This window comes from Wenyingzhuangia sp. IMCC45467 (assembly GCF_054111205.1).
Genome location: NZ_CM134196.1, coordinates 474,947 through 498,771, shown reverse-complemented (window position 1 = coordinate 498,771; position 23,825 = coordinate 474,947). Strand labels below are relative to the sequence as shown.

Annotated in this window: 14 protein-coding genes and 1 tRNA gene; 9 read left to right on the top strand and 6 right to left on the bottom strand. The window is 31.1% G+C overall.

The window, feature by feature from the left end:
- Position 1: 1 nt before the first annotated feature.
- Positions 2 to 2,275, bottom strand: coding sequence for a catalase/peroxidase HPI (katG, locus tag ACXGQT_RS02285; protein WP_457829781.1), 2,274 nt, complete (start codon positions 2,273 to 2,275; stop codon positions 2 to 4).
- A gap of 194 nt (positions 2,276 to 2,469) precedes the next feature.
- Here katG and ACXGQT_RS02280 point away from each other — a divergent pair, with 194 nt between their 5' ends.
- The gene (locus tag ACXGQT_RS02280; protein WP_457829780.1) at positions 2,470 to 4,440 is read left to right on the top strand and encodes a transglutaminase domain-containing protein; all 1,971 of its coding nucleotides are present in this window, start codon (positions 2,470 to 2,472) and stop codon (positions 4,438 to 4,440) included.
- A 147-nt stretch (positions 4,441 to 4,587) separates the two neighbouring features.
- On the opposite strand, the gene lon is transcribed toward ACXGQT_RS02280, so the two are convergent.
- The gene (gene lon, locus ACXGQT_RS02275) at positions 4,588 to 7,038 is read right to left on the bottom strand and encodes an endopeptidase La (RefSeq protein ID WP_457829779.1); all 2,451 of its coding nucleotides are present in this window, start codon (positions 7,036 to 7,038) and stop codon (positions 4,588 to 4,590) included.
- Between the two features lie 211 nt (positions 7,039 to 7,249).
- On the opposite strand from lon, the gene ACXGQT_RS02270 reads away from it, so the two are divergent.
- The 3 genes from ACXGQT_RS02270 to ACXGQT_RS02260 all read left to right on the top strand — a co-directional run bounded on the left by ACXGQT_RS02270 (position 7,250) and on the right by ACXGQT_RS02260 (position 11,111).
- The gene (locus ACXGQT_RS02270) at positions 7,250 to 8,380 is read left to right on the top strand and encodes a cysteine desulfurase family protein (protein WP_457829778.1); all 1,131 of its coding nucleotides are present in this window, start codon (positions 7,250 to 7,252) and stop codon (positions 8,378 to 8,380) included.
- Positions 8,381 to 8,541: 161 nt separating this feature from the next.
- A complete protein-coding gene (locus ACXGQT_RS02265; protein WP_457829777.1) occupies positions 8,542 to 10,743 on the top strand; it encodes an ATP-binding protein in 2,202 nt (733 codons plus the stop codon).
- 2 nt (positions 10,744 to 10,745) lie between these two features.
- The gene (locus ACXGQT_RS02260) at positions 10,746 to 11,111 is read left to right on the top strand and encodes a response regulator (protein ID WP_457829776.1); all 366 of its coding nucleotides are present in this window, start codon (positions 10,746 to 10,748) and stop codon (positions 11,109 to 11,111) included.
- A 13-nt stretch (positions 11,112 to 11,124) separates the two neighbouring features.
- Here the strand turns inward: ACXGQT_RS02260 and ACXGQT_RS02255 are convergent, their stop codons facing one another.
- The 3 genes from ACXGQT_RS02255 to ACXGQT_RS02245 all read right to left on the bottom strand — a co-directional run bounded on the left by ACXGQT_RS02255 (position 11,125) and on the right by ACXGQT_RS02245 (position 15,281).
- The gene (locus ACXGQT_RS02255; RefSeq protein ID WP_457829775.1) at positions 11,125 to 14,031 is read right to left on the bottom strand and encodes an FAD-binding and (Fe-S)-binding domain-containing protein; all 2,907 of its coding nucleotides are present in this window, start codon (positions 14,029 to 14,031) and stop codon (positions 11,125 to 11,127) included.
- Between the two features lie 110 nt (positions 14,032 to 14,141).
- The gene (locus ACXGQT_RS02250) at positions 14,142 to 15,062 is read right to left on the bottom strand and encodes a hypothetical protein (protein WP_457829774.1); all 921 of its coding nucleotides are present in this window, start codon (positions 15,060 to 15,062) and stop codon (positions 14,142 to 14,144) included.
- 132 nt (positions 15,063 to 15,194) lie between these two features.
- Positions 15,195 to 15,281 (bottom strand) — tRNA-Ser (locus ACXGQT_RS02245).
- 114 nt (positions 15,282 to 15,395) lie between these two features.
- Here ACXGQT_RS02245 and ACXGQT_RS02240 point away from each other — a divergent pair.
- The 4 genes from ACXGQT_RS02240 (at position 15,396) to ACXGQT_RS02225 (ending at position 19,838) form a co-directional block, all read left to right on the top strand.
- Positions 15,396 to 16,388, top strand: coding sequence for a Gfo/Idh/MocA family protein (locus tag ACXGQT_RS02240; RefSeq protein WP_457829773.1), 993 nt, complete (start codon positions 15,396 to 15,398; stop codon positions 16,386 to 16,388).
- A 26-nt stretch (positions 16,389 to 16,414) separates the two neighbouring features.
- The gene (locus ACXGQT_RS02235; RefSeq protein WP_457829772.1) at positions 16,415 to 17,134 is read left to right on the top strand and encodes a hypothetical protein; all 720 of its coding nucleotides are present in this window, start codon (positions 16,415 to 16,417) and stop codon (positions 17,132 to 17,134) included.
- A 108-nt stretch (positions 17,135 to 17,242) separates the two neighbouring features.
- Complete coding sequence (locus ACXGQT_RS02230; protein WP_457829771.1) at positions 17,243 to 18,373, top strand: vWA domain-containing protein; 1,131 nt, start codon at positions 17,243 to 17,245, stop codon at positions 18,371 to 18,373.
- A gap of 1 nt (position 18,374) precedes the next feature.
- Positions 18,375 to 19,838: a magnesium chelatase gene (locus tag ACXGQT_RS02225; RefSeq protein WP_457829770.1), complete on the top strand. Its 1,464-nt coding sequence runs from the start codon at positions 18,375 to 18,377 to the stop codon at positions 19,836 to 19,838.
- Between the two features lie 649 nt (positions 19,839 to 20,487).
- On the opposite strand, the gene ACXGQT_RS02220 is transcribed toward ACXGQT_RS02225, so the two are convergent.
- Positions 20,488 to 23,298 (bottom strand): TonB-dependent receptor domain-containing protein, encoded by a 2,811-nt coding sequence (locus ACXGQT_RS02220; RefSeq protein ID WP_457829769.1) that lies wholly within the window; start codon positions 23,296 to 23,298, stop codon positions 20,488 to 20,490.
- Between the two features lie 134 nt (positions 23,299 to 23,432).
- Here ACXGQT_RS02220 and ACXGQT_RS02215 point away from each other — a divergent pair, with 134 nt between their 5' ends.
- On the top strand, positions 23,433 to 23,813 hold the full coding sequence (locus ACXGQT_RS02215; RefSeq protein WP_457829768.1) for a transmembrane 220 family protein: 381 nt from the start codon (positions 23,433 to 23,435) through the stop codon (positions 23,811 to 23,813).
- Positions 23,814 to 23,825 lie beyond the last annotated feature (12 nt).

Below are 23,825 nucleotides of genomic sequence, written 5' to 3'. Positions count from 1 at the left end.
TTTATTTATAAATCAAATCAAACCTATCTAATTTCATTACTTTATCCCATGCTTTTACAAAATCATTTACAAATTTTTCTTTAGCATCATTACTAGCATATACTTCAGCCAACGCTCTTAATTCAGAGTTTGACCCAAAAATTAAATCAGCCCTTGTAGCAGTATATTTTGTTTTTTCAGTTTCTCTATCAATTCCTTCAAATTTTTCCTTACTCTTAGAAATAGCTTTCCACTTAGTACTCATATCTAACAAGTTAACAAAGAAATCATTGTTTAATTGATCTTTAGTGTTAGAAAAAACACCGTGTTTAGAGCCATCATAATTTGTATTTAAAGAACGCATACCTCCTATTAAAACTGTCATTTCTGGAGCTGTTAAAGTCAATAGTTGAGCTTTATCAATCAACAACTCTTCGGTAGAAATAGTATATTTTGTTTTTAAATAATTTCTAAACCCATCTGCCATTGGTTCTAATAAATTAAAAGAAGCAACATCTGTTTGTTCTTGTGTAGCATCCATTCTTCCTGGTGCAAAAGGTATTTTCACTTTATATCCTGCATTGGCTGCTGCTTTTTCTACTGATGCACTTCCAGCCAATACAATTAAATCAGCCATAGATACTTTTTTAGTAGTAGATTTTGCATTAAAATCATTTTGAATTTTTTCATAAACTTTTAAAACTTTAGCCAATTGTTTAGGATTGTTAACTTCCCAATCTTTTTGTGGAGCCAATCTAATTCTTGCTCCATTTGCACCTCCTCTTCTATCGGAACCACGGTAGGTAGATGCAGATGCCCATGCAGTACTAACCATTTCACTGATAGATAAACCTGAATTTAAAATATTTCTTTTTAAAACAGCTATATCATTTGCATTGATTAATTTATGGTTAACCTCAGGAATTGGGTCTTGCCAAATAAGATCTTCTGTAGGGGCTTCTGGTCCCAAATATGTAGTTTTTGGCCCCATATCTCTATGGGTTAATTTAAACCAGGCTTTGGCAAAAGCTTTGTTAAAAGTTTCTGGATTTTCATAAAATCCTCTTGATATTTTCTCAAAACCAGGATCCATTCTTAAGGATAAGTCGGTTGTAAACATACTTGGTTTGTGTCTTTTATTTTCATCAAAAGCATCTGGCACCATCATTTTAATTTCACCTTTTGCTACCCATTGATGAGCACCTGCAGGACTTTTAGTTAATTCCCACTCATTTTCAAATAAACTAAAAAAGAATAAATGACTCCATTTTGTTGGAGTTGCAGTCCATGTTACCTCTAAACCAGAAGTAATCGCATCAGTTCCTTTACCAGATTTGTAGTCACTTTTCCAACCAAAACCTTGCTCTTCAATATCGGCAGATTCTGGATCTTTTCCTACATGAGAGGCTGAACCAGCTCCATGTGATTTTCCTAAAGTATGACCACCTGCAATTAATGCCACAGTTTCTTCATCATTCATTCCCATTCTTCCAAATGTTGCACGAATATCTTTTGCTGCAAGTAATGGATCTGGCACGCCATTAGGTCCTTCAGGATTCACGTAAATCAATCCCATTTGCACGGCCGCCAATGGACTTTCTAACTCTCTGTCACCAGAATAACGTTTATCATCTTCTAGCCATTCTTTTTCAGCACCCCAATACACATCTATTTCAGGTTCCCAAACATCTTCTCTACCACCTGCAAATCCATATGTTTTAAACCCCATATCTTCTAAGGCAACATTTCCTGTAAGTACTATTAAATCTGCCCAAGATATTTTATTACCATATTTTTGTTTAATAGGCCATATTAATCTTCTGGCTTTATCTAAATTGGCATTATCTGGCCAACTATTTAATGGAGCAAAACGTTGTTGCCCAGAGCGAGAACCTCCTCTACCATCGCCTGTTCTATAAGTTCCAGCACTATGCCATGCCATTCTAATAAACAAACCTCCATAATGACCAAAATCTGCCGGCCACCAATCCTGAGAGGTTGTTAACACTTTTCTAATATCATTTTTAAGAGCATCATAATCCAAACTATTAAAAGCTTTAACATAATTAAAGTCATTTTCCATTGGATTGGATAAAGTTGAGTTTTGACGGAGTATACTTAAATTTAATTGATTTGGCCACCAATCACTATTACTAGTAGCTACTGCATTAGATTTACTTGTTTTAGTTGCACCTGAACTGGCATCAACTTTTTTTGCTTCTTCGCTTTTTTGATGACAAGCAAATAGCATTACACTTAACATCATTAAGCATGTTGGTTTAAAGATTTTTTTCATAATGTTATAAGTTTTGATTAAAAACACAAATGCAAATAACATCAATACATTACTTATTTTATTATAAACAACATTGATAGTTTTTATTTTACCATAGCTAAAAACAATTATTATAATTCAGTAATCGTAAATAGTAGGGTTTTATAAAAATTAAATAATGATTATGTTTACCAAAAAATTGCAAAACATATTATATGAAAACCATTAAAAAGTATCCTTTTATTTTTGGATTGCTTATTTCTTCGTTATTATCAGCACAAAAATTAGAAGTTGAATTTGGAAAAGTATCTAGAGAAGATATTAAAATGAAAAAGTATGAAAAAGATACAGTGGCCAAAGCTATAGTTCTTTTTGATATAGGAAACTCAAAGTTTTATGATAGTGATAGAGATTATAATATTCAGTTTTTAAGACATAAAAGAGTTAAAATTTTTGATAAAACAGTTACCGATCAAATTGAAATTACAATCCCTTATTATGTTGATGGCTATGGAAAAACAGAAATGGTAAAACATATTAAAGCTATTACTTATACTCTAGACAACAATAACAACTATACAGAAACAAAACTAGATCCTGATAATATTTATGATGAACAAATTAATGAAAGATGGCATCAGAAAAAATTTGTATTTCCAAATGTGCAAGATGGTTCTGTAATTGAATATAAATATGAGTTGGAAAGTCCTTTTCATTTTAATTTACCCGATTGGAACTTTCAAAATAAAATTCCTACTGTATATAGTGAGTACAAAGCAAACATGATTCCTTTTTATGAATACGTAATGTATGCTCAAGGAATTAGTAAGTTTGACTATCAAAACTCTGAGGTTTCTTCCTTTACAAGAAGCTTTGGTAATAATGGGAGTTACAAAGAATATATACATACTTATATTTTAAAAGACCTTCCTGCATTTAAAGATGAATCTTATATTACTTCTGTAAATGATTATATTATTAAAATGAATTTTCAATTGTCAAAAATTCATTATCCAACCGGTGGAGATCGTGAAATAATTTCTACTTGGCCTGCTTTGAACAAATCTCTATTAAAGCATGATAAATTTGGGAAATACATCAAAAAAAGCAAAAAATATGTAGAGGATATTCTTGAAGAAAAGTTAAATATTTCAACGCTTAACAAAAATGAAAAAGCTAAAACAATTATAGAATACGTTAAGAATAACTATATATGGAACAATCGTGATTCTAAATATACCACACAATCTGTTAAAGATTTTGTAGCCACTAAAGAAGGAAATTCTGCTGATATTAATTTGTTTTTAATTGCTATGTTAAATCAAGCAGGTATAAAAGCTGAACCAATTATTTTAAGTACTAGAAGTCATGGTAAAATTCCTATTTCTTACCCTTTTGATCATTCAAGTAATTATGTAATTGCTTTGGTATATACTGAAAATCCATTTTTAACAGATGCTACAGAAACATTATTACCCTATAACATGTTGCCTGTTAAATGTATAAATGAAAAAGGATTGTTAGTTAATGAACAAGAAGATCCATCTTGGATTGGTTTAAGGAGTAATATACCTTCTATAGAAAAGAAAACAATTCATTTGGTTCTAGATCCTAAAACTTTAAATTTTAAATCTAGAGTTTCAGTACAAAGCACCTTTTATGAATCTTTTACCAATAGAAACGGATTTAAAAATGACACTTTAAAAATTAAAGAATATTATACTGATAAAATTGGAGAGATAAATAATGTTGAGACTTATAACTACAAAAATAAAACGAAACCGTATTCAATGAATTTTGTAGCTACTCATACTCCAGAAATATTGGGAGATGATTTAATGATTAAACCGTTTTTAAAACTTCCTTTATCCACAAATCATTTAACGCAAAAAACAAGAAGTTATCCTGTAGATTTTGAATACTTAAGAGACAATCAATTTCAATCGTTAGTAACGCTTCCTAATAATTATAACTTTTCATCTTTACCAGAATCTTATCACATAAGTAATGATTTGGTAGATATTAATATTGATTACCAAATAAATGGCAAAACATTAAGTGCCACTGGAAATTATAAGTTTAAAAAATCTATTTATGTTGCTAATGAGTATGCTAGAATTAAATCTTATATTGATCAAATTGTAAGACATTTTAATCAACCTATATTATTAAAACAAAACTTATAAAGTTTTAACTAAAAGAGCTTGTCTGAAAAGTATGAGAAAACGTCCTTCTAAATTTAGTTCAGAACCACAACATGCTGTTAAACAGTAGTTATGAGAAACAGAATTCAGTTTAACGAAATTTTTACTTTTCAGACAGTCCCTTTTGTTTTATAATTTTTTAGCGTTCTGAACTTTTTGTTTGGTCAAAGCTATTTCTATCACTTCTTTCATTTCAGACACGTAATGAAATTTTAATCCTTTAACGTAAGACTCTTTAATTTCTTCAATGTCTTTTTTGTTGGCTTCGCACAAAATAATTTCTTTAATGTTTGCTCTCTTAGCTGCCAAAATCTTTTCTTTAATACCTCCAACAGGCAGTACTTTACCTCTTAGGGTAATTTCTCCTGTCATGGCTACTTTAGACTTTACTTTGCGTTGAGTAAAACTAGAAACCAAAGAAGTTAACATGGTAATTCCAGCACTTGGACCATCTTTAGGTGTTGCCCCTTCTGGCACATGAATATGTACTTTATATTCATCTAACACCTTTTGTTTAATTCCTAAATTCTCTGCATTTGCTTTAATATATTCTAAAGCAATGGTAGCAGATTCTTTCATTACCGTTCCTAAATTCCCTGTAATAGACAGTCCTTTTCCTTTAGATAAAATAGATTCTATAAACAAAATATCCCCCCCAACACTTGTCCAAGCCAATCCTGTAACAACTCCAGCAACATCGTTGTTTTCATATTTATCACGTTCCATTCTGGCAGGTCCTAAAATGGTTTCTATATTTTCGTTGGTTAAGGTTACTTGGTATTCTTCTTCCATTGCAATAGATTTTGCTGCATATCGCACCAATTTAGCTATTACTTTTTCTAAGTTACGTACTCCAGATTCACGAGTATAACCCGTAACCACAAACTCTAACTGTGCTTTTCCAATTTTTAAATGTCCTGTCTTTAATCCGTGTTCTTTTAGTTGTTTTGGTAACAAATGTCTTTTGGCAATTTCCATTTTTTCTTCAATGGTATAACCAGAAACATTAATCATTTCCATACGATCTCTTAATGCCCACGGAATATCACCAATACTATTGGCGGTGGCAATAAACATTACTTTAGATAAGTCGTAACCAACCTCTAAGAAATTATCGTAGAATGCAGAGTTTTGTTCAGGGTCTAAAACTTCTAACATAGCAGATGATGGATCTCCTTGCATTCCCGATGCCATTTTATCAATTTCATCTAATACAAAAACTGGGTTACTTGTTCCCGCCTTTTTTAAGTTCTGAATTAACCTACCTGGCATGGCTCCAATATAAGTTTTACGGTGTCCTCTAATTTCAGATTCATCACGCAAACCACCTAAAGCCATTCTTACATATTTTCTACCTAAAGCTTCTGCTATAGATTTTCCTAAAGAAGTTTTTCCTACACCAGGAGGTCCATATAAACAAATGATTGGAGACTTCATATCTCCTTTAAGTTTTAACACCGCTAGGTGTTCTATAATTCTATCTTTTACTTTTTCTAATCCAAAATGGTCTTTATCTAAAGTAGCTTCTGCTTCTTTTAAATTAAATTTGTCTTTGGTATAAGTATCCCAAGGCAACTCTAACATCAACTCTAAATAGTTGCGCTGTATAGAATATTCTGGCATTTGAGGGTTTAAACGTTTCATTCTAAGCACCTCTTTTTCAAAAGTTTCTTTTATTGCCTTAGACCATTTTTTCTTTTTCCCTTTTTTACTCAACTCAACTATTTCAGTTTCGTGAGAGTTCCCTCCCAATTCTTCTTGAATGGTTTTTAATTGTTGATGTAAATAGTATTCTTTTTGTTGCTGATCTAAATCAACTCGAGTTTTGTTTTGAATGTCATTACGCAGCTCTAAACGTTGTAATTCTGTATTTAGCTTTTTTAAAGTTGCAATAGCTCTGTCTTGTAAACTGTTGATTTCTAACAACTCTTGTTTTTCTTCTACAGACAAATCAATATTAGAAGAAATAAAATTGATTAAAAATGAGTTGCTTTGAATGTTTTTAATAGCAAATGTACCTTCTGATGGAATGTTAGGATTTTCTTCAATAACATTTAAAGCAGTGTCTTTAACTGTTTGAATAATCTCTTTAAATTCTTCGGTGTTTTGCACAAAACTATCATCAATAATTTCTGTAGTAGCAGCTTTTATAAAAGGCTCATTTTGCACTACAGCATCTAAACGAATTCGTTTTTTTCCTTGAATAATAACGGTTGTATTTCCATCGGGCATTTTTAACACACGTAAAATTTGTGCCACCACTCCTGTGTGATAAATATCATCAAAAGTAGGATTTTTACTCGCTGGATCTTTTTGAGCTACAATTCCTAAAATTTTGTCTCCTTTGTTTACCTCTTTAATTAACTCAATAGCCTTATCTCTAGTTGCCGTAATTGGAATTACTACACCTGGAAATAACACTGTATTTCTTAATGGTAATATAGGTAATGTATCAGGAACCAATTCCTTACTCATTTCAGCTTCGTCTTCAGGAGTTAATAAAGGAATTAAATCTGAATCTTCATCAATCATATCGTGAAACGACAAGGTATCTATTTTTATGTTTTTTTGTCTACTCATATTATAAAAATGTCATTGTGACACTATGTAAGTGTTTGTATACTTAATTGGGTCTGCAAAGGTACAGAAAATCAAGCATCTATTAATAGTTCTTATAAAGTTTGTCAATTTTAATGCCACAGCGCTAAGACTGACAAATTGGTTAAAAACTATAAATTCTAAAACATTAATAAAAGTTTTATTGATTTATAAAATGATTACTTTTGCCTACATGAAACGAGTATATTTAGACAACGCAGCCACCACACCAATGCTACCAGAGGTGATTACCGCTATGGTAGCAACGATGAACAGTACTTTTGGAAACCCATCATCTACCCATACTTTTGGTCGTAGTGCCAAAGCGGTTATAGAAAATGCTCGTAAAAACATAGCTAAATATTTAGGCTGTACAACATCAGAATTGGTATTTACTTCTGGAGGAACAGAGGCCGATAATTTTATTTTAAAAAATGCAGTACATCATTTAGGAGTAGAACATATTATAACTTCAGAACTAGAACACCACGCTGTTTTACATACAGTTGATTTTTTAGCTAGTAAAGGGGTTAAAGTTTCCTATATTAACACTTTAAGTAACGGAACAATAGATTATAATCACTTAGAAATTTTACTGCAAAACAGTTCTCAAAAAACATTAGTTTCTTTAATGCATGTTAACAATGAAATTGGAACTATTTTAAATTTAAAAAAAGTAATTGCTTTAAAACAGCAATACAACGCTTTGTTTCACAGTGATACCGTACAATCTGTAGGACATTTTAATATTAACTTAACCGAATTTGATATTGATTTTATAACAGCTGCAGCTCATAAATTTCATGGCCCTAAAGGAATTGGTTTTGCTTTTTTTAGAAAAGGAACAGGTATACATCCCGAAATTTTAGGAGGAGAACAGGAACGTGGTTCTAGGGCTGGGACTGAAAACACTGCTGCCATTGTGGGAATGGAAAAAGCATTATACACAATACTCAATAACTTAAAAAAGGATGTTGCATACTTAAAAGATTTAAAACATTATTTTATTACTAAAATTACTTCTAAAATTCCAACAGTTAAATTTAATGGTGTTTCTGCTGATTTGAGTTTAAGTACTTACACGGTTATCAATGTTCAATTTGATAAAGACTTGCCTATGTTATTGTTTCAGTTAGATATGAAAGGAATTGCTGTTTCAGGAGGTTCTGCTTGTCAAAGCGGAAGTAATAAAGGTTCTCATGTACTTCAAAGTTTTTTAAATGATATTGAGCAACAAAATACTTCAGTTCGTTTTTCTTTTTCAAAACTAACCACCAAAGAAGATATTGATTATGTTGTTGACCAATTAAAAGCAATGGTTTAAATTTTATGAAAATTCTAGTTTAATTGTAATTAGAACTTTATAATGATTTTTATAAATATAAAAACAGCCCGTTTTAATGTAGCTTAAATTTTATTTACGTGCTTTAACAGTAATAAAACTGTTTTTACTAAATTTATAACATATCATAATCATATTTTTTAATGAAAATCCCATTTATTAACTTTTTAACAGTTAATTTTTTTAAGAGATATATATTTATATTCTTCATTTTGGGATTGTTTTGTTTTAGTTTTTATTGGCTATACAATGATGTTAAAAAAAACACCATTGATGAATTTAACAAAGAGCAATTAATTTTAGCCAAGACAGCTTCACAAGGAATAAATTCTTTTTGGGACAACTACCAATCTAACCTACTATATATTGTAAAAAACAATGATTTTGTTGATTTTTCTGAAAAAGAAAAAAAATCATTGAATCATTTTTATGATACACATAAAAATGTAATTAAAGCCATTACCAAAGTTGATGCTAAAGGAATTATAGAATATTCTTATCCTACAAATAATCCTGTTATAGGAAAAGATATTTCTCATCAAGAACATGTTAAAGAAATTTTACAATCAAAAAAAACAGTGATTAGCGATGTTTTTATGAGTGCTCAGGGGTATTATGCCATTGCCATGCATGTTCCTATTTTTAACAATACTCAATATACAGGTAGCCTTGCTGTTTTGATACCTATAGATAAAATGGGAGAACTTTTTTTAGACAATATAAAATCTAATAAAAAGGGAGTAGCATGGTTGATTACTGAAAATGATAAAGAAATATATTGCCCTATAGAAGAGCATCAAGGGAAGTCTATATTAAAAACAACACATAATGATGACCACACTAAAAACATGCTTAATGAAATAAAAAAAAGCAAAAGTGGTACAGGAAAAAGCATACATACAAACTATAAAAATTTAACAAAAAATACCGAAGAAATGTACGTGGTATATTACCGTGTACCTCATGGTAATACTTTTTGGACAATATTAATTTCTTATCAAGAAAGTGAAGTGTATTTAGCACTTTCAAGTTTTAGAAATAAACTACTTATCATTTTTGTTTTGTTTTTAACAGTAACTTCCTATTACATTTATTCACTTATAAAAGCTAGAAATGTACTAAGAGAAGAATCTAAAAGAAAAAAGGCTGAAAAATTGCTCAGGGAGAGTAACGATCGTTTTAATAGTTTTATGGAAAACACCCCTATATATGCCTATATAAAAGATAAATCATTCCATTATATTTATCAAAATAAAACAATTGACTCTGTTATAGATTACAATAACATTGAAAACCTATTTAATAAAGAAACCATAGAAATTCTTAAAAATGCTGATCAAAAAATATTATTAGGAGAAAAAGAAAGTTTAGAGTTGGTTTTTTCCACTAACATAAATGGAAAAAAAAGATGGTTTAAAGATTTAAAGTTTGTGATTAAAAACGCTAAAAACAAAAACAATATTGGTGGTGTAATGCTTGATATTACAGAAATTAAAGACTATCAAAAAAAGCTTGAATACAATAAATTAAATTTAGAAAAACTTGTAAACAAACGTACTAAAGACCTAAAGTCGGTAAACAAAGAACTACAAATTCAGAAAGAAGAAGTAGAAACTACTTTGATAAATTTAAAAGAAACCCAGTCTCGTTTATTAGAATCTGAAAAAATGGCATCACTTGGAGTCTTAACAGCTGGAGTTTCTCATGAAATTAACAATCCGTTACAATACCTTACAGGTGTACACTATGCACTAACAAACTATTTTAACAAGTATAAAAGTAACGATATAGCAACAACCTCTGTATTACTATCTAGCATAGAAATAGCCATTAACAGAATATCTTCTATAGTAGAGGGCTTAAATCAATTAAGTAATGACACCAATCTTATAGATAAAAAATGTAATCTGCATTCTATTATAGATAATTGTGTAGCTATTTTAACCAACCAAAAAAATGCAGCAATTACGTTTGATAAAAAATATGATTCTAAAAAATTAACCATCAAAGGAAAAACAAATAAACTCCATCAGGCATTTATAAATATTATTTCCAATGCCATTCAATCAATACCTGCTAAAGGTAAAATTACCATCGTAACACAAAAAAATAAAGATTCTATAATTATTGATATCATAGATACAGGAAGTGGTATTAATAAAAAAGATTTACCTAAAATTATTGATCCGTTTTTTACAACTAAAGATCCAGGAGAAGGCATTGGTTTAGGACTATCAATAGCTTATAATATAATTAAAGATCACAACGGTCAAATCTATTTTAATTCCGAAATAAACAAAGGAACTAAAGCAACTATTATATTACCTTTAAACACAAAATTATAACCATGAAAAAAAAGATTTTATATGTAGATGATGAAGAAATTAACTTGTTACTTTTTGAAATCAATTTTAAAGAACTTTACACAGTAATAACTGCAAAAAACGGATTTGAAGGTTTAGAAGTATTAGATAAAAACACAGACACTTTAATTGTAATTAGCGACATGAGAATGCCTGGTATGGATGGAATAGAATTTATTAAAAAAGCCAAAGCGAAATATCCTGATAAAAAATTCTATATACTTACAGGCTTTGAAATTATTGAACCTATTAGAGAAGCTTTAGATACAAAGTTGATATTAGAGTATTTTAAAAAGCCTTTTGAAATAAAAAAAATACATGCTAAAATAGCAGAGGCTTTAAATGATTAAAGTTTCTGTTGTTTTATTGAATAAAAGCATTTTTTAACACTGTAACCGCATGTAAACTATCTCTTTGTGTTCCATCCTTAATTTGATGTCTACAACTAGTTCCCGAAGCCACAATAATTGTATCCTCTGAAATATTCCTCACTTTAGGAAACAATGTATCTTCTCCTATTTGCATACTTACCTCATAATGTTCTTGTTCATAACCAAAAGATCCCGCCATTCCACAACAACCTGTATTAAGAATTGTAACGTTATAATTAGAAACAATATTTAACATATCAAAAGTCGCTTTGGTAGTACTCAATGCTTTTTGATGACAATGAACATGAATTTTTATTTCTTTGTTTTCCTTTGTAAAAACATCAGAAATAATATTTCCCTGCGCTATTTCATTACTAATAAACTCCTCTATGGTAAAAGTATGTTTAGCGGTTTTACTAGCCAAATCAAACTCATTACACAACCTTAAATATTCATCTCTAAAAGATAAAATAGCAGAAGGCTCTACTCCTACCAAACAATTTTCATGATTAACAACTTGAGAAAAAATTTCAACATTATCGTTGGCTACTTCTTTGGCTTCTTTTAAAAAACCTTTAGATAATAAAGCTCTTCCACTTTGTTCATGCTCCAAAAACACACATTGATAGTTTAATTGATACAACAATTCAATAGCATCAATACCTATTTGCACATCATAAAAATTGGTAAATTCATCGTTAAAAAAATAAACTGTTTTAATAGGATCTTTAAGCTGTAATCTTTCACTGTTATTTTCTATCCATTGTACCAAAGTAATTCTTTGTAAACTTGGTAAGTTTCTTTGAGTACTAATTCCCAATAATTTCTTTGCCAACAACGTGTTGCTAAACATATTAATAAGACCACTAAATACAGCAAATTGTTCGTTGATGTTATTTACCTTAGCAAATAACTTATTTCTAAAGGAATATCCATTTTCTTCTTGATACTGAAATAAAAACTCTGCTTTTAAAACAGATACATCTACATTACTAGGACATTCGCTTGCACAGGCTTTACAGCTAATACATAAATCAAAAACGTTTTTTAAACTCTTGTCATCAAATTTGTTTTTACCTTTGTTATTTGTTAATACCTCTCTTAGCGCATTGGCTCTTGCTCTTGTAGTATCTTTTTCATTTTTAGTAGCTCTATAACTTGGACACATAGTTCCACCTGCTGCAACTGACTTTCTACAATCTCCAGAACCATTACATTGCTCTGCCAATCGTAACACACCTTGATTGATAGAAAAATCCATCAACGTATTTATTTCTGGTTCTACTCTATTTACCTCATATCTTAAAGCTTTGTCCATCGGAAAAGGATCTACTATTTTTCCTTTGTTAAAAATATAGAGAGGGTCAAAAGTTTCTTTTACCAATTTAATTAGTTTGTAATTTTTTTCGCCAATCATCATGGGAATAAACTCTGCACGCACAATTCCATCACCATGTTCTCCACTTAAAGAACCTTTGTATTGTTTTACCAATTGAGCTACTCTGGTGGTAATGCTTCTAAACAAAACCACGTCTTGCTCTATTTTTAAATTTAAAATTGGTCGTAAATGAATTTCTCCTGCCCCTGCATGAGCATAATAAACCGCTTGCTGACTAAACTCTTCCATCATTTTGGAAAAATCTGCAATAAAGTTTGGTAAATCTTGTAAACTCACAGCTGTATCTTCAATACAAGCTACAGCTTTTTTATCTCCAATTAAATTACCTAAAGCTCCTAAACCTGCTTTTCGTAAATCGTGAATTCCATTAATTTTTGCTCCTGTAATTTTTGGATGTGAATACCCAAATCCATGATTATTTAAATCTGCAATTAAATCATCTGCTTGTTTTTGAGCTTCTTCAATAGTATTTGCAGCTACTTCTAACATTAAAACAGCAGCAGGATCACCTTGTAAAAAGCTTCTATTTTCTTGTTGAGAACGGATAGATTTGGTACAATCTAAAATAATTTTATCCATCAACTCACAATTGTACAGCTTGTGTTTCATGGCAACTACTACAGATTCCATACATTCTTGAACGGAATAAAAATGAGAAGCTACCATTACATTTTTAGATGGTGGCAACTTATCTAACTGTAAAGTAATTTCTGTAGTAAAAGCCAATGTTCCTTCACTACCACACAATAGTTTAGCCAAGTTGATTGTTTTTTCAGTTCCACCGAACAATTCAAATTTTAGCAACTCATCAATAGCATAACCTGTGTTTCTTCTGTGGATGTCAGGTTTGGGAAATTCTTCAATAATTTCATGACGAACTTCTATTTTAGAAAATTCATCAAGAATCATTTTATAAATTTTTCCTTCGGTAGTTTGTAAGGTTGATTTTTTTTTGAAAGTTCTAGCATCTATAGCTTCAAAAACCACTTCATTTCCATCACTTAAAATCGTTTGTAAACGAATAACTTTATCTCTAGTAACCCCATATCTTATAGAAGTAGTTCCAGAACTATTATTACCAACCATACCTCCTATCATACATCTGTTGGCTGTAGAAGTATTTGGACCAAAAAACAAACCATCAGCAAATACATAACGATTTAAATCATCACGAATGACTCCTGGTTGAACTGTTATTTGTTGTGACTCTTTGTTATAATCTAATATTTGAGTAAAATATTTAGAAACATCTACCACCAACCCTTCTCCTACACATTGTCCTGCCAATGAAGTTCCTGCCGTTCTTGGAATTAAAGTTGTTTTATGCTTATTAGCATAAGCTATAATACGTTTTAAATCACTTTTAGATTTTGGATAAGCAACTCCTAAGGGAATTTTTCTATAAACAGAAGCATCAGTAGCATAAATGTTTTTATGTAACTCATCTGTTAGTAGATTTCCCTCTAATTGCTTTTGTAACTTTTTAAGTGATTTTTTCATACAATCAAAAATAACGAAAAAACCAAGGTGTTTTTACGTCAATAAAGCTCATTTATTTTTTTTGAAATTTAATATATCCGTCTGTAGTTTGTAATAACTTAGTTAACTGACTACAAACCTAAATTAGGCAAAACAAAAGATTTGGTATTAGGATGTAATCTTATCCATAATCCAGGATTGTTATCCAATTGCTCTGTTGCTTTATGTATATCTGAGCTTAATTGAGTGTTAAGAACGTTTGCATAAGTTTTTATCTTGGCTGGAGCAGAATCTGCATCAACCACAGATTGAACCACTTTTTTTGCCTGTAAAATGGCTGCTGGTCCTAATGTTAAAATGTATTTGGCAGATCTGCATTCATTTTCATCACTTTCACTTATAGAACTACCTCCTGCTTTAAATTTACTTATATGATGTTCTAATATACTACTAGAGATAGGAATAATTCCAGCAACATGTTCTTTTTTAGCTCCTGAAAAAGGTTTGATATAAGCAAGATGTGAAGCTTGATTTTCTTCTGGTCCATGACCTATAAAAAATATATCTAATCCACCTAGTTCTTCTAATTTTGTTAAATATATTACTAAGGCAGATTCAATATCTTGCGTATCTGTTTGCATTGGGGTAAAGCTTTTTATTTTTTTAAAAAAAGCATCCCCTAAAATACGTTCAAAATCTCTAACAAAACTAAGACTATTATTCATTCCCATTGGAGCAAGTGCATCTTGAGTAAACACATTTAATCTTGCTAACAATTCATCCTGCTCTGTTGATTTTGCTAACTCTCCCAATAAACAATGTAACTCTTGAGCCCCTCTACCACCTAGAATTGCAATATTAATATCTCCTTTTTTAGCCGCAGCAGTAGTATATAATTCATTTAACATTGCTTGACCAACCTTAGCTTCACTCTCAAGTACGATTGGTGTAACTCCATAATCAGTAAAACTAAACTCTTGATTATTCTTTTTTGATAACCAAACGTTATTATTATTTTCTTCTCTTGTAAACTGTGACTTATTTTGATTCATTGTTTTAGTGAATTTTATTCTACTGTTAATCATTTATTTTTCTAATATAAAAATAAATTAATTTTAAAAGATACCATTAAAATCTAAAATAATAAAACCACCTTTTTAATTGAAAAAGGTGGTTTTATTTTGCAGAGAGGAAGGGATTCGAACCCTCGGTACAGTTGCCCATACACTACCTTTCCAGGGTAGCTCTTTCGACCACTCAGACACCTCTCTAAATTGGATTGCAAATAAACAAAATGTAATTGAGTAATAATAAACTTTCTTCAATTTTCTTATTTCATTAATAACATAGAATACCTTACTTTTAGATAAAATAAAATCAACCTTATGAAACAAGTAAACTGGGGAATTATTGGTGTAGGTAATGTTTGTGAAGTAAAAAGTGCTCCTGCCATGTATAAAACACCTAACTCTACTGTAATTTCTGTAATGCGTAGAGATGCTGAAAAAGCAAAAGATTACGCCCATAGACACCAAATTCCTGAGTGGACAACCCATGCAGAAGAAATTATCAATCATCCTGATATTAATGCGGTTTATATTGCTACACCTCCTAAGTACCACAAAACTTATGCTTTACAAGTTGCTGAGGCTGGAAAAGCTTGTTATATAGAAAAGCCTATGGCTATTACACATCAAGAATGTGTGGAAATTACCAAAGCTTTTAAAGACAAGAATTTGCCTTTGTATATTGCCTACTACAGAACTTGTTTGCCAAATTTCTTAAAAGCAAAAGAATTGATAGATAATGAAACCATTGGAACGTTGTTAAATGTGCAAATCAACCTAACAAAACCTTTAGACGTGGTTGATGAAAACTATGTAAAAAACAATTGGAGGGTAGATCCTAAAATTGCAGGTGATGGATATTTTTATGATTTAGGATCGCATCAAATTAATATTCTGGAATTTTTAATTGGGGATATAGAACATGTGCAAGGTTTGGCTGTTAATCAATCTAAAATCAGTAAATCTAATGATGTTGTGGCTGCCAATATTTTGTTTAAAAACAATGTAGTAGGTTCTTGCTTTTGGGCTTTTAATAATGGAATTAGTACCAAGCGTGATGAATTAATCATCAACGGAACCAAAGGAAATATTAAAATGACTTGTTTTAACGACAATCCTGTAGTATTAACAATGGCGAATGGAAGTCAACAAGTTTTTGACATTAATTATCCAGAACATGTACAAGGCCCATTAATTGCATCTATTGTAAATGATTTAATCAACAACACTAAAAAAACATATAGCACTGGTAAAATTGGAGCCAAAACAAACTACTGGATTGAAGAAATCAGTGGTTTATTATCCTCATAAAAACCTAACCCTAAATATCAATCCACATGAAATTAGCCATTAAAATAAAATCACTCCTACTCTTTGCTATCTTGTTTACAGTAAGTATTCAAGCTCAAACCTCATCAGAAAAAGCCAAAGAAATAGCTTTAGAAGTAATGAAAACCATGGGAGGCGTTAAAAACTGGAACAATACTCATTTTATTCAATGGGATTTTGGAAAAAGAACTTTGTATTGGGATAAATGGACTGGAAATGTTCGTGTTGAAAACCCCGACCAGAATTTAGTTGTTTTGGTAAACATTAATACACTTAAAGGAAAAGCTTTTAAAAATGGAGTTTTAGTTGAGAATACTGAAGAAACTCAAAAGTTATTGCAACAAGGAAAAAAATGGTGGATTAATGATTCTTATTGGTTAACCATGCCATGGAAATTATTAGATCCGGGAGTACATTTAAAACATATTGGTACTGATAAACTTCCTGATGGACATACAACTGATGTATTACAAATGACTTTTGAAAATGTGGGAGTTACTCCTGAAAACAAATATTTGATTTATGTAGATCAACAAGAGCATTTGGTAAAGCAGTGGGCTTATTTTCCAAAGTTTGATGATAAAACGCCTAAGTTCACCATGGCTTGGAACAATTACCAAAAAACAGGAAATGTTTTACTTTCTTTTGATAGATTAAACGGAGCTTTTGGCCCTAAAAATGTATTGGTAAGCAAACAAGTAGCGGATAAGATTTTTACAAATTTATAATTTTTTATAACAATTCTTAATTAAGCACATCTTGTTACGACTAAACCCTTAAACTATTAAATTACCTAAATTTAGTAGCAGCTTTATGCATCATTTAAAATTAAACCCATGAACAATAGAGATAGTACTTATACCGGTTTTGTTTTTAAAAAATATGAAGCTCCAGAACTGAGTATTTTCGACAAGCTTTTAGATATTTTTAAAGAACTGATTACCCATACTTCAGGCGATGTTGATGAAGCTTTTGATTGGTTAGCACAATTAGACAAAACTTATCAAATTACCACTCCTGAATATACTTTAGAGGATTTTAAACGCGATTTATTCGAAAAAGGATTCATACAAGAACGCACCAAACCTGATGGGAATTCTGGAACAGGAATCACAGCCAAAACAGAAAGAGCCATTCGACAAAGGGCTTTGAATCAAATTTTTGGAAAACTTAAAAAATCTGGATCTGGAAATCACAGTACTAAAAAATTAGGGACTGGCGATGAAGCTACGGGAGAAACCAGAGCATATCAATTTGGTGATGGATTAGACAATGTGTCTATGACAGAAAGCATTAAAAATGCTCAAATTAACAACGGAATTAGCAATGGTTTTCAATTAACCGAAGACGATTTGGTGGTGAATGAAACCAATCACAAATCGCAAATGAGTACGGTGTTAATGATTGACATTAGCCACAGTATGATTTTGTATGGAGAAGACAGAATTACCCCTGCCAAAAAAGTAGCCATGGCTTTGGCAGAATTGATTACTACTCGTTACCCAAAAGATACTTTAGATATTATTGTGTTTGGAAACGATTCTTGGCGAATTTCCATTCAAGACCTACCTTATTTACAAGTTGGGCCATATCATACCAATACCGTGGCGGGGTTAGAATTGGCCATGGATTTACTAAGACGAAAGAAAAACACCAACAAGCAAATTTTTATGATTACCGATGGGAAACCAAGTTGTTTGCGTTTGCCTGATGGAAGATATTATAAAAACAGTAACGGATTAGATCAACACATTGTTCGTAAATGTTACGACAAAGCGAGTCAGGCACGTAAGTTACACATTCCCATCACCACCTTTATGATTGCACAAGATCCTTATTTAATGCAGTTTGTAAGAGCCTTTACACAAGCCAATCAAGGAAAAGCTTTTTACACAGGACTACAAGGATTAGGAGAAATGATTTTTGAAGATTACGAACAAAACAGAAAAAAAAGAATTAAAGGATAATATGAAACACACAGACATCAAAACACTAGGAGACTTAAAAGCTGCTGGTTATCAATATAAAAGCATCAAAGAAGAATTAAGAAGCAATCTAATCCACCTTAAAAAAGCACAACAAGACACGTTTACGGGCGTTCATGGTTATGAAAAAACCGTAATTCCTCAGTTAGAGCGTGCCATTTTATCCAAACACAACATCAACTTATTAGGTTTGCGTGGACAAGCAAAAACTCGTTTGGCTCGTCAGATGGTGAATTTGTTAGATGAATATATTCCTGTGGTGGCAGGTTCTGAAATTAACGATGACCCTTTAAAACCTATTTCTCGTTTTGCCAAAGAATTGATTGCTGAACAAGGTGATGAAACGCCTATAACCTGGTTACACAGATCTGAACGTTTTGCAGAAAAATTAGCCACACCTGATGTAACGGTGGCAGATATTATTGGAGACATCGACCCTATAAAAGCAGCCAATTTAAAATTATCTTATGCAGATGATAGAGTGATTCATTACGGAATGATCCCTAGAGCCAACCGTTGTATTTTTGTAATTAATGAATTGCCCGATTTACAAGCTAGAATTCAGGTTGCACTTTTTAACATTTTACAAGAAGGAGATATTCAAATTCGTGGTTTTAAATTACGTTTTGATTTAGATATGCAATTTGTGTTTACTGCAAACCCTGAAGATTACACAAACAGAGGAAGCATTATTACACCTTTAAAAGACAGAATTGGTTCACAAATTTTAACCCATTATCCGGATAATATTGCGATTGCTAAAACCATTACTCAGCAAGAAGCCAAACTAGAAGACAATCAATCTAAAAACATTTATGTGCCAGAAATTGCTAAAGATTTGTTAGAGCAAATTGGTTTTGAAGCTAGAGAAAGTGAGTATGTAGATGTAAAAAGTGGGGTAAGTGCTCGTTTGGGTATTTCTGCTTATGAAAACTTAATGAGTACGGCTGAACTAAGAATGTTAAGTAGTGGAGCTAAAAAAACGAGTATTCGTTTGAGTGATTTTATGGGAATTATTCCTGCCATTAATGGAAAAGTTGAATTGGTGTACGAAGGGGAACAAGAAGGTGCTGCTTCAGTAGCCGAAATTTTAATCAACGATGCTATTAAAACATTGTTCCCAACTTATTTTCCTGCCATTGAAAAATTAGTGCGTAAAGATGCCACTACTCCTTATGACGACATCATTAAATGGTTTATTGAAGGAACTGATTTTGAATTGGCTAATGACTTAAGTGATAAAGAATACCAACAACAATTAGAATACATCACCCCTTTAACAGATTTACTATCTGAATATCAACCAGACTTAAATAAAAAAGATCTTCCGTTTTTTAAAGAGTTTGTGTTATGGGCTTTGGTGGAACATAAAAAATTAAGCAAAGTAGAACTTACCGAAGGTTACGGATTTAAAGATTCTTTTGAGAGTTTCATTGATGGTATTTAGGTGTTGGTTAATGGTTAAAAGTAGTAATGTTTTTTATCAAGAAATGATTGATATATTAATTTGTTTATCAGTTCGAGTGATTAGAGAGGTACGAACGAATCGTATCAAGAACAGTTTCTGTAGTACTTTGTGATAATCGTAAATCAATATACGATAATCCATACTTGAGTGAGTACTTCTCGATACATCGTTTGCTTACACTCTTGTTACACCAAACAACTACTCGAAATGACATGAAAAAAGGTCTAAAATAGAAAGATAGAAGGTAAAAATATTTTTTAGTAAGAAGTGATTGATATATTGACTTGTTTGTCAGTTCGAGTGATTAGAGAGGTACGAACGAATCGTATCAAGAACAGTTTCTGTAGTACTTTGTGATAATCGTAAATCAATATACGATAATCCATACTTGAGTGAGTACTTCTCGATACATCGTTTGCTTACACTCTTGTTACACCAAACAACTACTCGAAATGACATGAAAAAAGGTCTAAAGTAGGAAGGTAGAAGCATTAGTTGTCGGTGTGCGATATTCGTAAATCGATTTACGATTATCTATGTTCGTTTCTATTAATGGTTAAATATAAGATTCCATAAAAAAAGCTCTTTATCAAACGTATAAAGAGCTTTTTTAAGTAGTGATTACTTATTAAAAAATATAGTTTACTTTGGCAAAAACACCTCTAGGTAAAATTGGCACTACTATAAAATTTTGATCTGGATTATTGGCTACAAATTCTGGAGTGGCTTGGTTGGCATTTCCTCCAAAAGAATTAGGCCCATAAAAACCAGCCAAACCTTCATCGTTCAACAAATTAGTAATATTAGCGCTGATGTTTAAATTTTTGTTAATAGCATACCCTGCTCCAACATCAAGCGTAACATAGCTTGGTAAAGTAAATCCATTGGCAATATTACCTTGTCTTTCCCCCATATATTTGGTATCTAAAAAAGCATAAAAGTCATCACTTAAATAAGAAGTTTTAAAATTAAACATCAAATTAGGATTATAAGGTAGCTTTTGATTGTTAAATCTTACAACTTCATCATCATTTATGTCTGTAGTTCCATTGGCATTGTACACCGTCCAATCTCTAGATTTTGCACTTTGTATCACTCCATTTAAATTAAACTTTAAAAAATCAAAAGGTTGATACATGCTTTCCAGCTCAAAACCAACTGTTCTAGCATCGTTAAATTGAGTAGGTGTGTAAAAAATAGTATTTGTATTATCATCAAACTCAAAATTTGTAGTTCCTATATTACTCAAATCACTTAAAAAAGCGGTTCCAGAAACATATACGTTTTGCTGATTGTATTTTAATCCGATTTCTGATTGATAAATTTGCTGTACTTCACCTTTTTTAGGAATAGGTACGTTGGTGAAATTATTAAAATAGTAATCAAACTCAGGAGCTTTATTCCCTTTACTAGTACGACCAAAAAGAATTAAATCTTCTTTAATTTTATAGTTAGCTCCTACAGAATAAGACAAGTAATTATAATTAAAACTAAACTCATCTTTTGTGCCACTTGGTTGAGAAATTCCATTATCATAATCTGTTAACTCATCTCCATCATAACCTCCGTTTTGAGAAAAAGGAACTCCTCTATCTTTAATACCTGTATGGTAAATGTTTTCATATCTTAATCCCAAATCTAATTGTAATTGATCTGTTACCTCCCATAAATCGTTTACAAAAAAAGCAGTTTGAGCTAAATTTGCAGTTACATTTTCAAAAAACAACCCTCCGTAATTACTTACCCCATTTTCATCAGAAATAGCAACCACTGGACTACCAGGATTTTCTACAGTAACAACCATCGCTTTAGGATTGTTTTCGTAGGTAGCAAACACAAAACTACTTTGTGTGTAATGTTCTGTAGAAGCATATCCTATATCTGCCCCAGTACTAAAAGTATGATTTTCCCATTTTTTATTAAAAACCAAATGATCCATTACTTCTGTAGCATTGGTGTCTTTATACCAACCTGCAGCTCCTAAAATTCCATCGTTTGGTAAACTACCACCTGTGTAATTATAACTACCTCCTGCTAAAATTCCACTATTATCCACTTGTGCCAAAATTGCCCCTGAATTGGCATCTTTAAAAACCACATTCCCTATTGGAAAACCTGCTCCGCTAATAAAATAAGCCAAGGGATTACTTAAGCTAACAAACGCATTGCTAATAGTTGTTTGCCAATTGGCACTTTTAGTAGATGCTTTTATATTGTTTTTTACAGACCAATCATTCCCTATCGTTTGGGAAAAATCGAAACCAAATACCAAATCTTTTGCTAAAACCCCTTGCGATGGATTAAAAGAATTTGTTTTTTGTTCATTAAGATAACGACCATCTGGAATGGTAGCATTTATACTTGGTAACAATTGAGAAGTAGTGTTAAAATCTTGTCCGTATGCAGCGGTAGGATTGTCCCAATTAGAAGCTGTTACACCATTCCAACGATTGGTTTTATCATTTAATACTTTAGAATAAAACTTAAAATATCCAAAATCATTTTTTTTGATAAAATTTAATTTTACCTGTCCTCCTTGGCTAAACGTAAAATCTACATTTCTAGCCCCTTCATCTTTTCTATAATGACCTCCAAGATTGTAATACCAATCGTTTCCAAGATCTCCATTTAACGCAAACTCATATTTACTATAAAGATTGTTTTCTCCTTGCACACCTACTGTTATTTGAGCTTGACCTCCAAAAGTTTCTGTTTTATCTAAAGAAATAAAATTATAAATTCCTCCAGGAGCATTCATGGCTGTAATGGCTGCAGATCCTCCACGAATGGCTTCTACTTTGTTTACAGTAATATCATTTCTATAAAATAAATCTGGGCTGTAGTAAGAGTGTTGAATTAAACTTACTGGCAAACCATCTTCTTGTAAAGAGGTATAGTACCAACCTAAATCATCTTCGGCCGAGGCAGAAACTCCTCTAGAATAAACTTTGGTAAAAACTTCTCCAGCCGAAGCATCAACAAAAGTACCGGGAATATTACGTAACAAATCTGCTGTACCTCTAGGGACTAATTTCTTTAAGTTTTCTGAAGTCAATAAACTTACTGATGTTGAAGACTCTAATTGTTTTCTGGCATCAAAAGTACCAGTAACCACAACAGTATTTAGGTTTTGATAATCCTCCTCAAGTAGAAAATTTATATTATTATTATTCCCTAATATTATTCTTTTATTTAACGTTTTATATCCTAATCTAGAGAGATTAATATTAATTTCTTTAGGTAAGTTATTTAAAATAAATGCTCCTTTTACATTCGTTACTGTCTTCTCATTCACATCTTCTACAGATATAATTACTGAAGAAATAGGCTCATGATTAAAATCTAAAACCAGTCCTTTTAGTTGGTTTTGAGAAAAAAGAACATTGGTAAAAAAAAGCATTCCTAAAAAAGAAAATGCATTAATTATGGAATTATTCATAAAATTTTAAGTATTGAATTATATATTTGTTAGTTATTTAAATAATTTATAAAAATATTAAAACCAAACACCAAGTTTGTTTATTATCTATCATTGAAAAATAATAAACAAAAAGAGTGAAAAATAATAAAAGTATGTCCATTAAGCTGTCCAAAAGAAATATAATTATTAACAGTCTATTGTTTTTAATGTTTATGGCATTTGCTGTTTTACAATTAAATGATCCTGATCCCATAATTTGGTTTACCATTTATTTTGTTATAGCTATAATTTGTTTGTTGATTAATTTTATATCCATAAATAATAAGATTATTTATGGGTACATAGTTCTCTTAATTATTTACGCTGGATTTCATTTTAGTTATTTAATAGATTGGTTACATACAAATGAAAAGGAAGAAATTTTTGGAAAAATGGTCTATGAAAAACCTTATCTTGAAGGTTCAAGAGAATTTATTGGTCTGGCTATGGGAATTGCAGGACTTATATTTACTACAACTACCAACAGAAAATAATACTTTAATATA

Coding starts and splice junctions, on each gene's coding strand:
- ACXGQT_RS02225 (WP_457829770.1), top strand. CDS start 18,375: ATGAAACACACAGACATCAAAACACTAGGAGACTTAAAAGCTGCTGGT.
- lon (WP_457829779.1), bottom strand. CDS start 7,038: ATGAGTAGACAAAAAAACATAAAAATAGATACCTTGTCGTTTCACGAT.
- ACXGQT_RS02255 (WP_457829775.1), bottom strand. CDS start 14,031: ATGAAAAAATCACTTAAAAAGTTACAAAAGCAATTAGAGGGAAATCTA.
- ACXGQT_RS02260 (WP_457829776.1), top strand. CDS start 10,746: ATGAAAAAAAAGATTTTATATGTAGATGATGAAGAAATTAACTTGTTA.
- ACXGQT_RS02230 (WP_457829771.1), top strand. CDS start 17,243: ATGAACAATAGAGATAGTACTTATACCGGTTTTGTTTTTAAAAAATAT.
- ACXGQT_RS02235 (WP_457829772.1), top strand. CDS start 16,415: ATGAAATTAGCCATTAAAATAAAATCACTCCTACTCTTTGCTATCTTG.
- ACXGQT_RS02270 (WP_457829778.1), top strand. CDS start 7,250: ATGAAACGAGTATATTTAGACAACGCAGCCACCACACCAATGCTACCA.
- ACXGQT_RS02215 (WP_457829768.1), top strand. CDS start 23,433: ATGTCCATTAAGCTGTCCAAAAGAAATATAATTATTAACAGTCTATTG.
- ACXGQT_RS02240 (WP_457829773.1), top strand. CDS start 15,396: ATGAAACAAGTAAACTGGGGAATTATTGGTGTAGGTAATGTTTGTGAA.
- ACXGQT_RS02265 (WP_457829777.1), top strand. CDS start 8,542: ATGAAAATCCCATTTATTAACTTTTTAACAGTTAATTTTTTTAAGAGA.
- katG (WP_457829781.1), bottom strand. CDS start 2,275: ATGAAAAAAATCTTTAAACCAACATGCTTAATGATGTTAAGTGTAATG.
- ACXGQT_RS02280 (WP_457829780.1), top strand. CDS start 2,470: ATGAAAACCATTAAAAAGTATCCTTTTATTTTTGGATTGCTTATTTCT.
- ACXGQT_RS02250 (WP_457829774.1), bottom strand. CDS start 15,062: ATGAATCAAAATAAGTCACAGTTTACAAGAGAAGAAAATAATAATAAC.
- ACXGQT_RS02220 (WP_457829769.1), bottom strand. CDS start 23,298: ATGAATAATTCCATAATTAATGCATTTTCTTTTTTAGGAATGCTTTTT.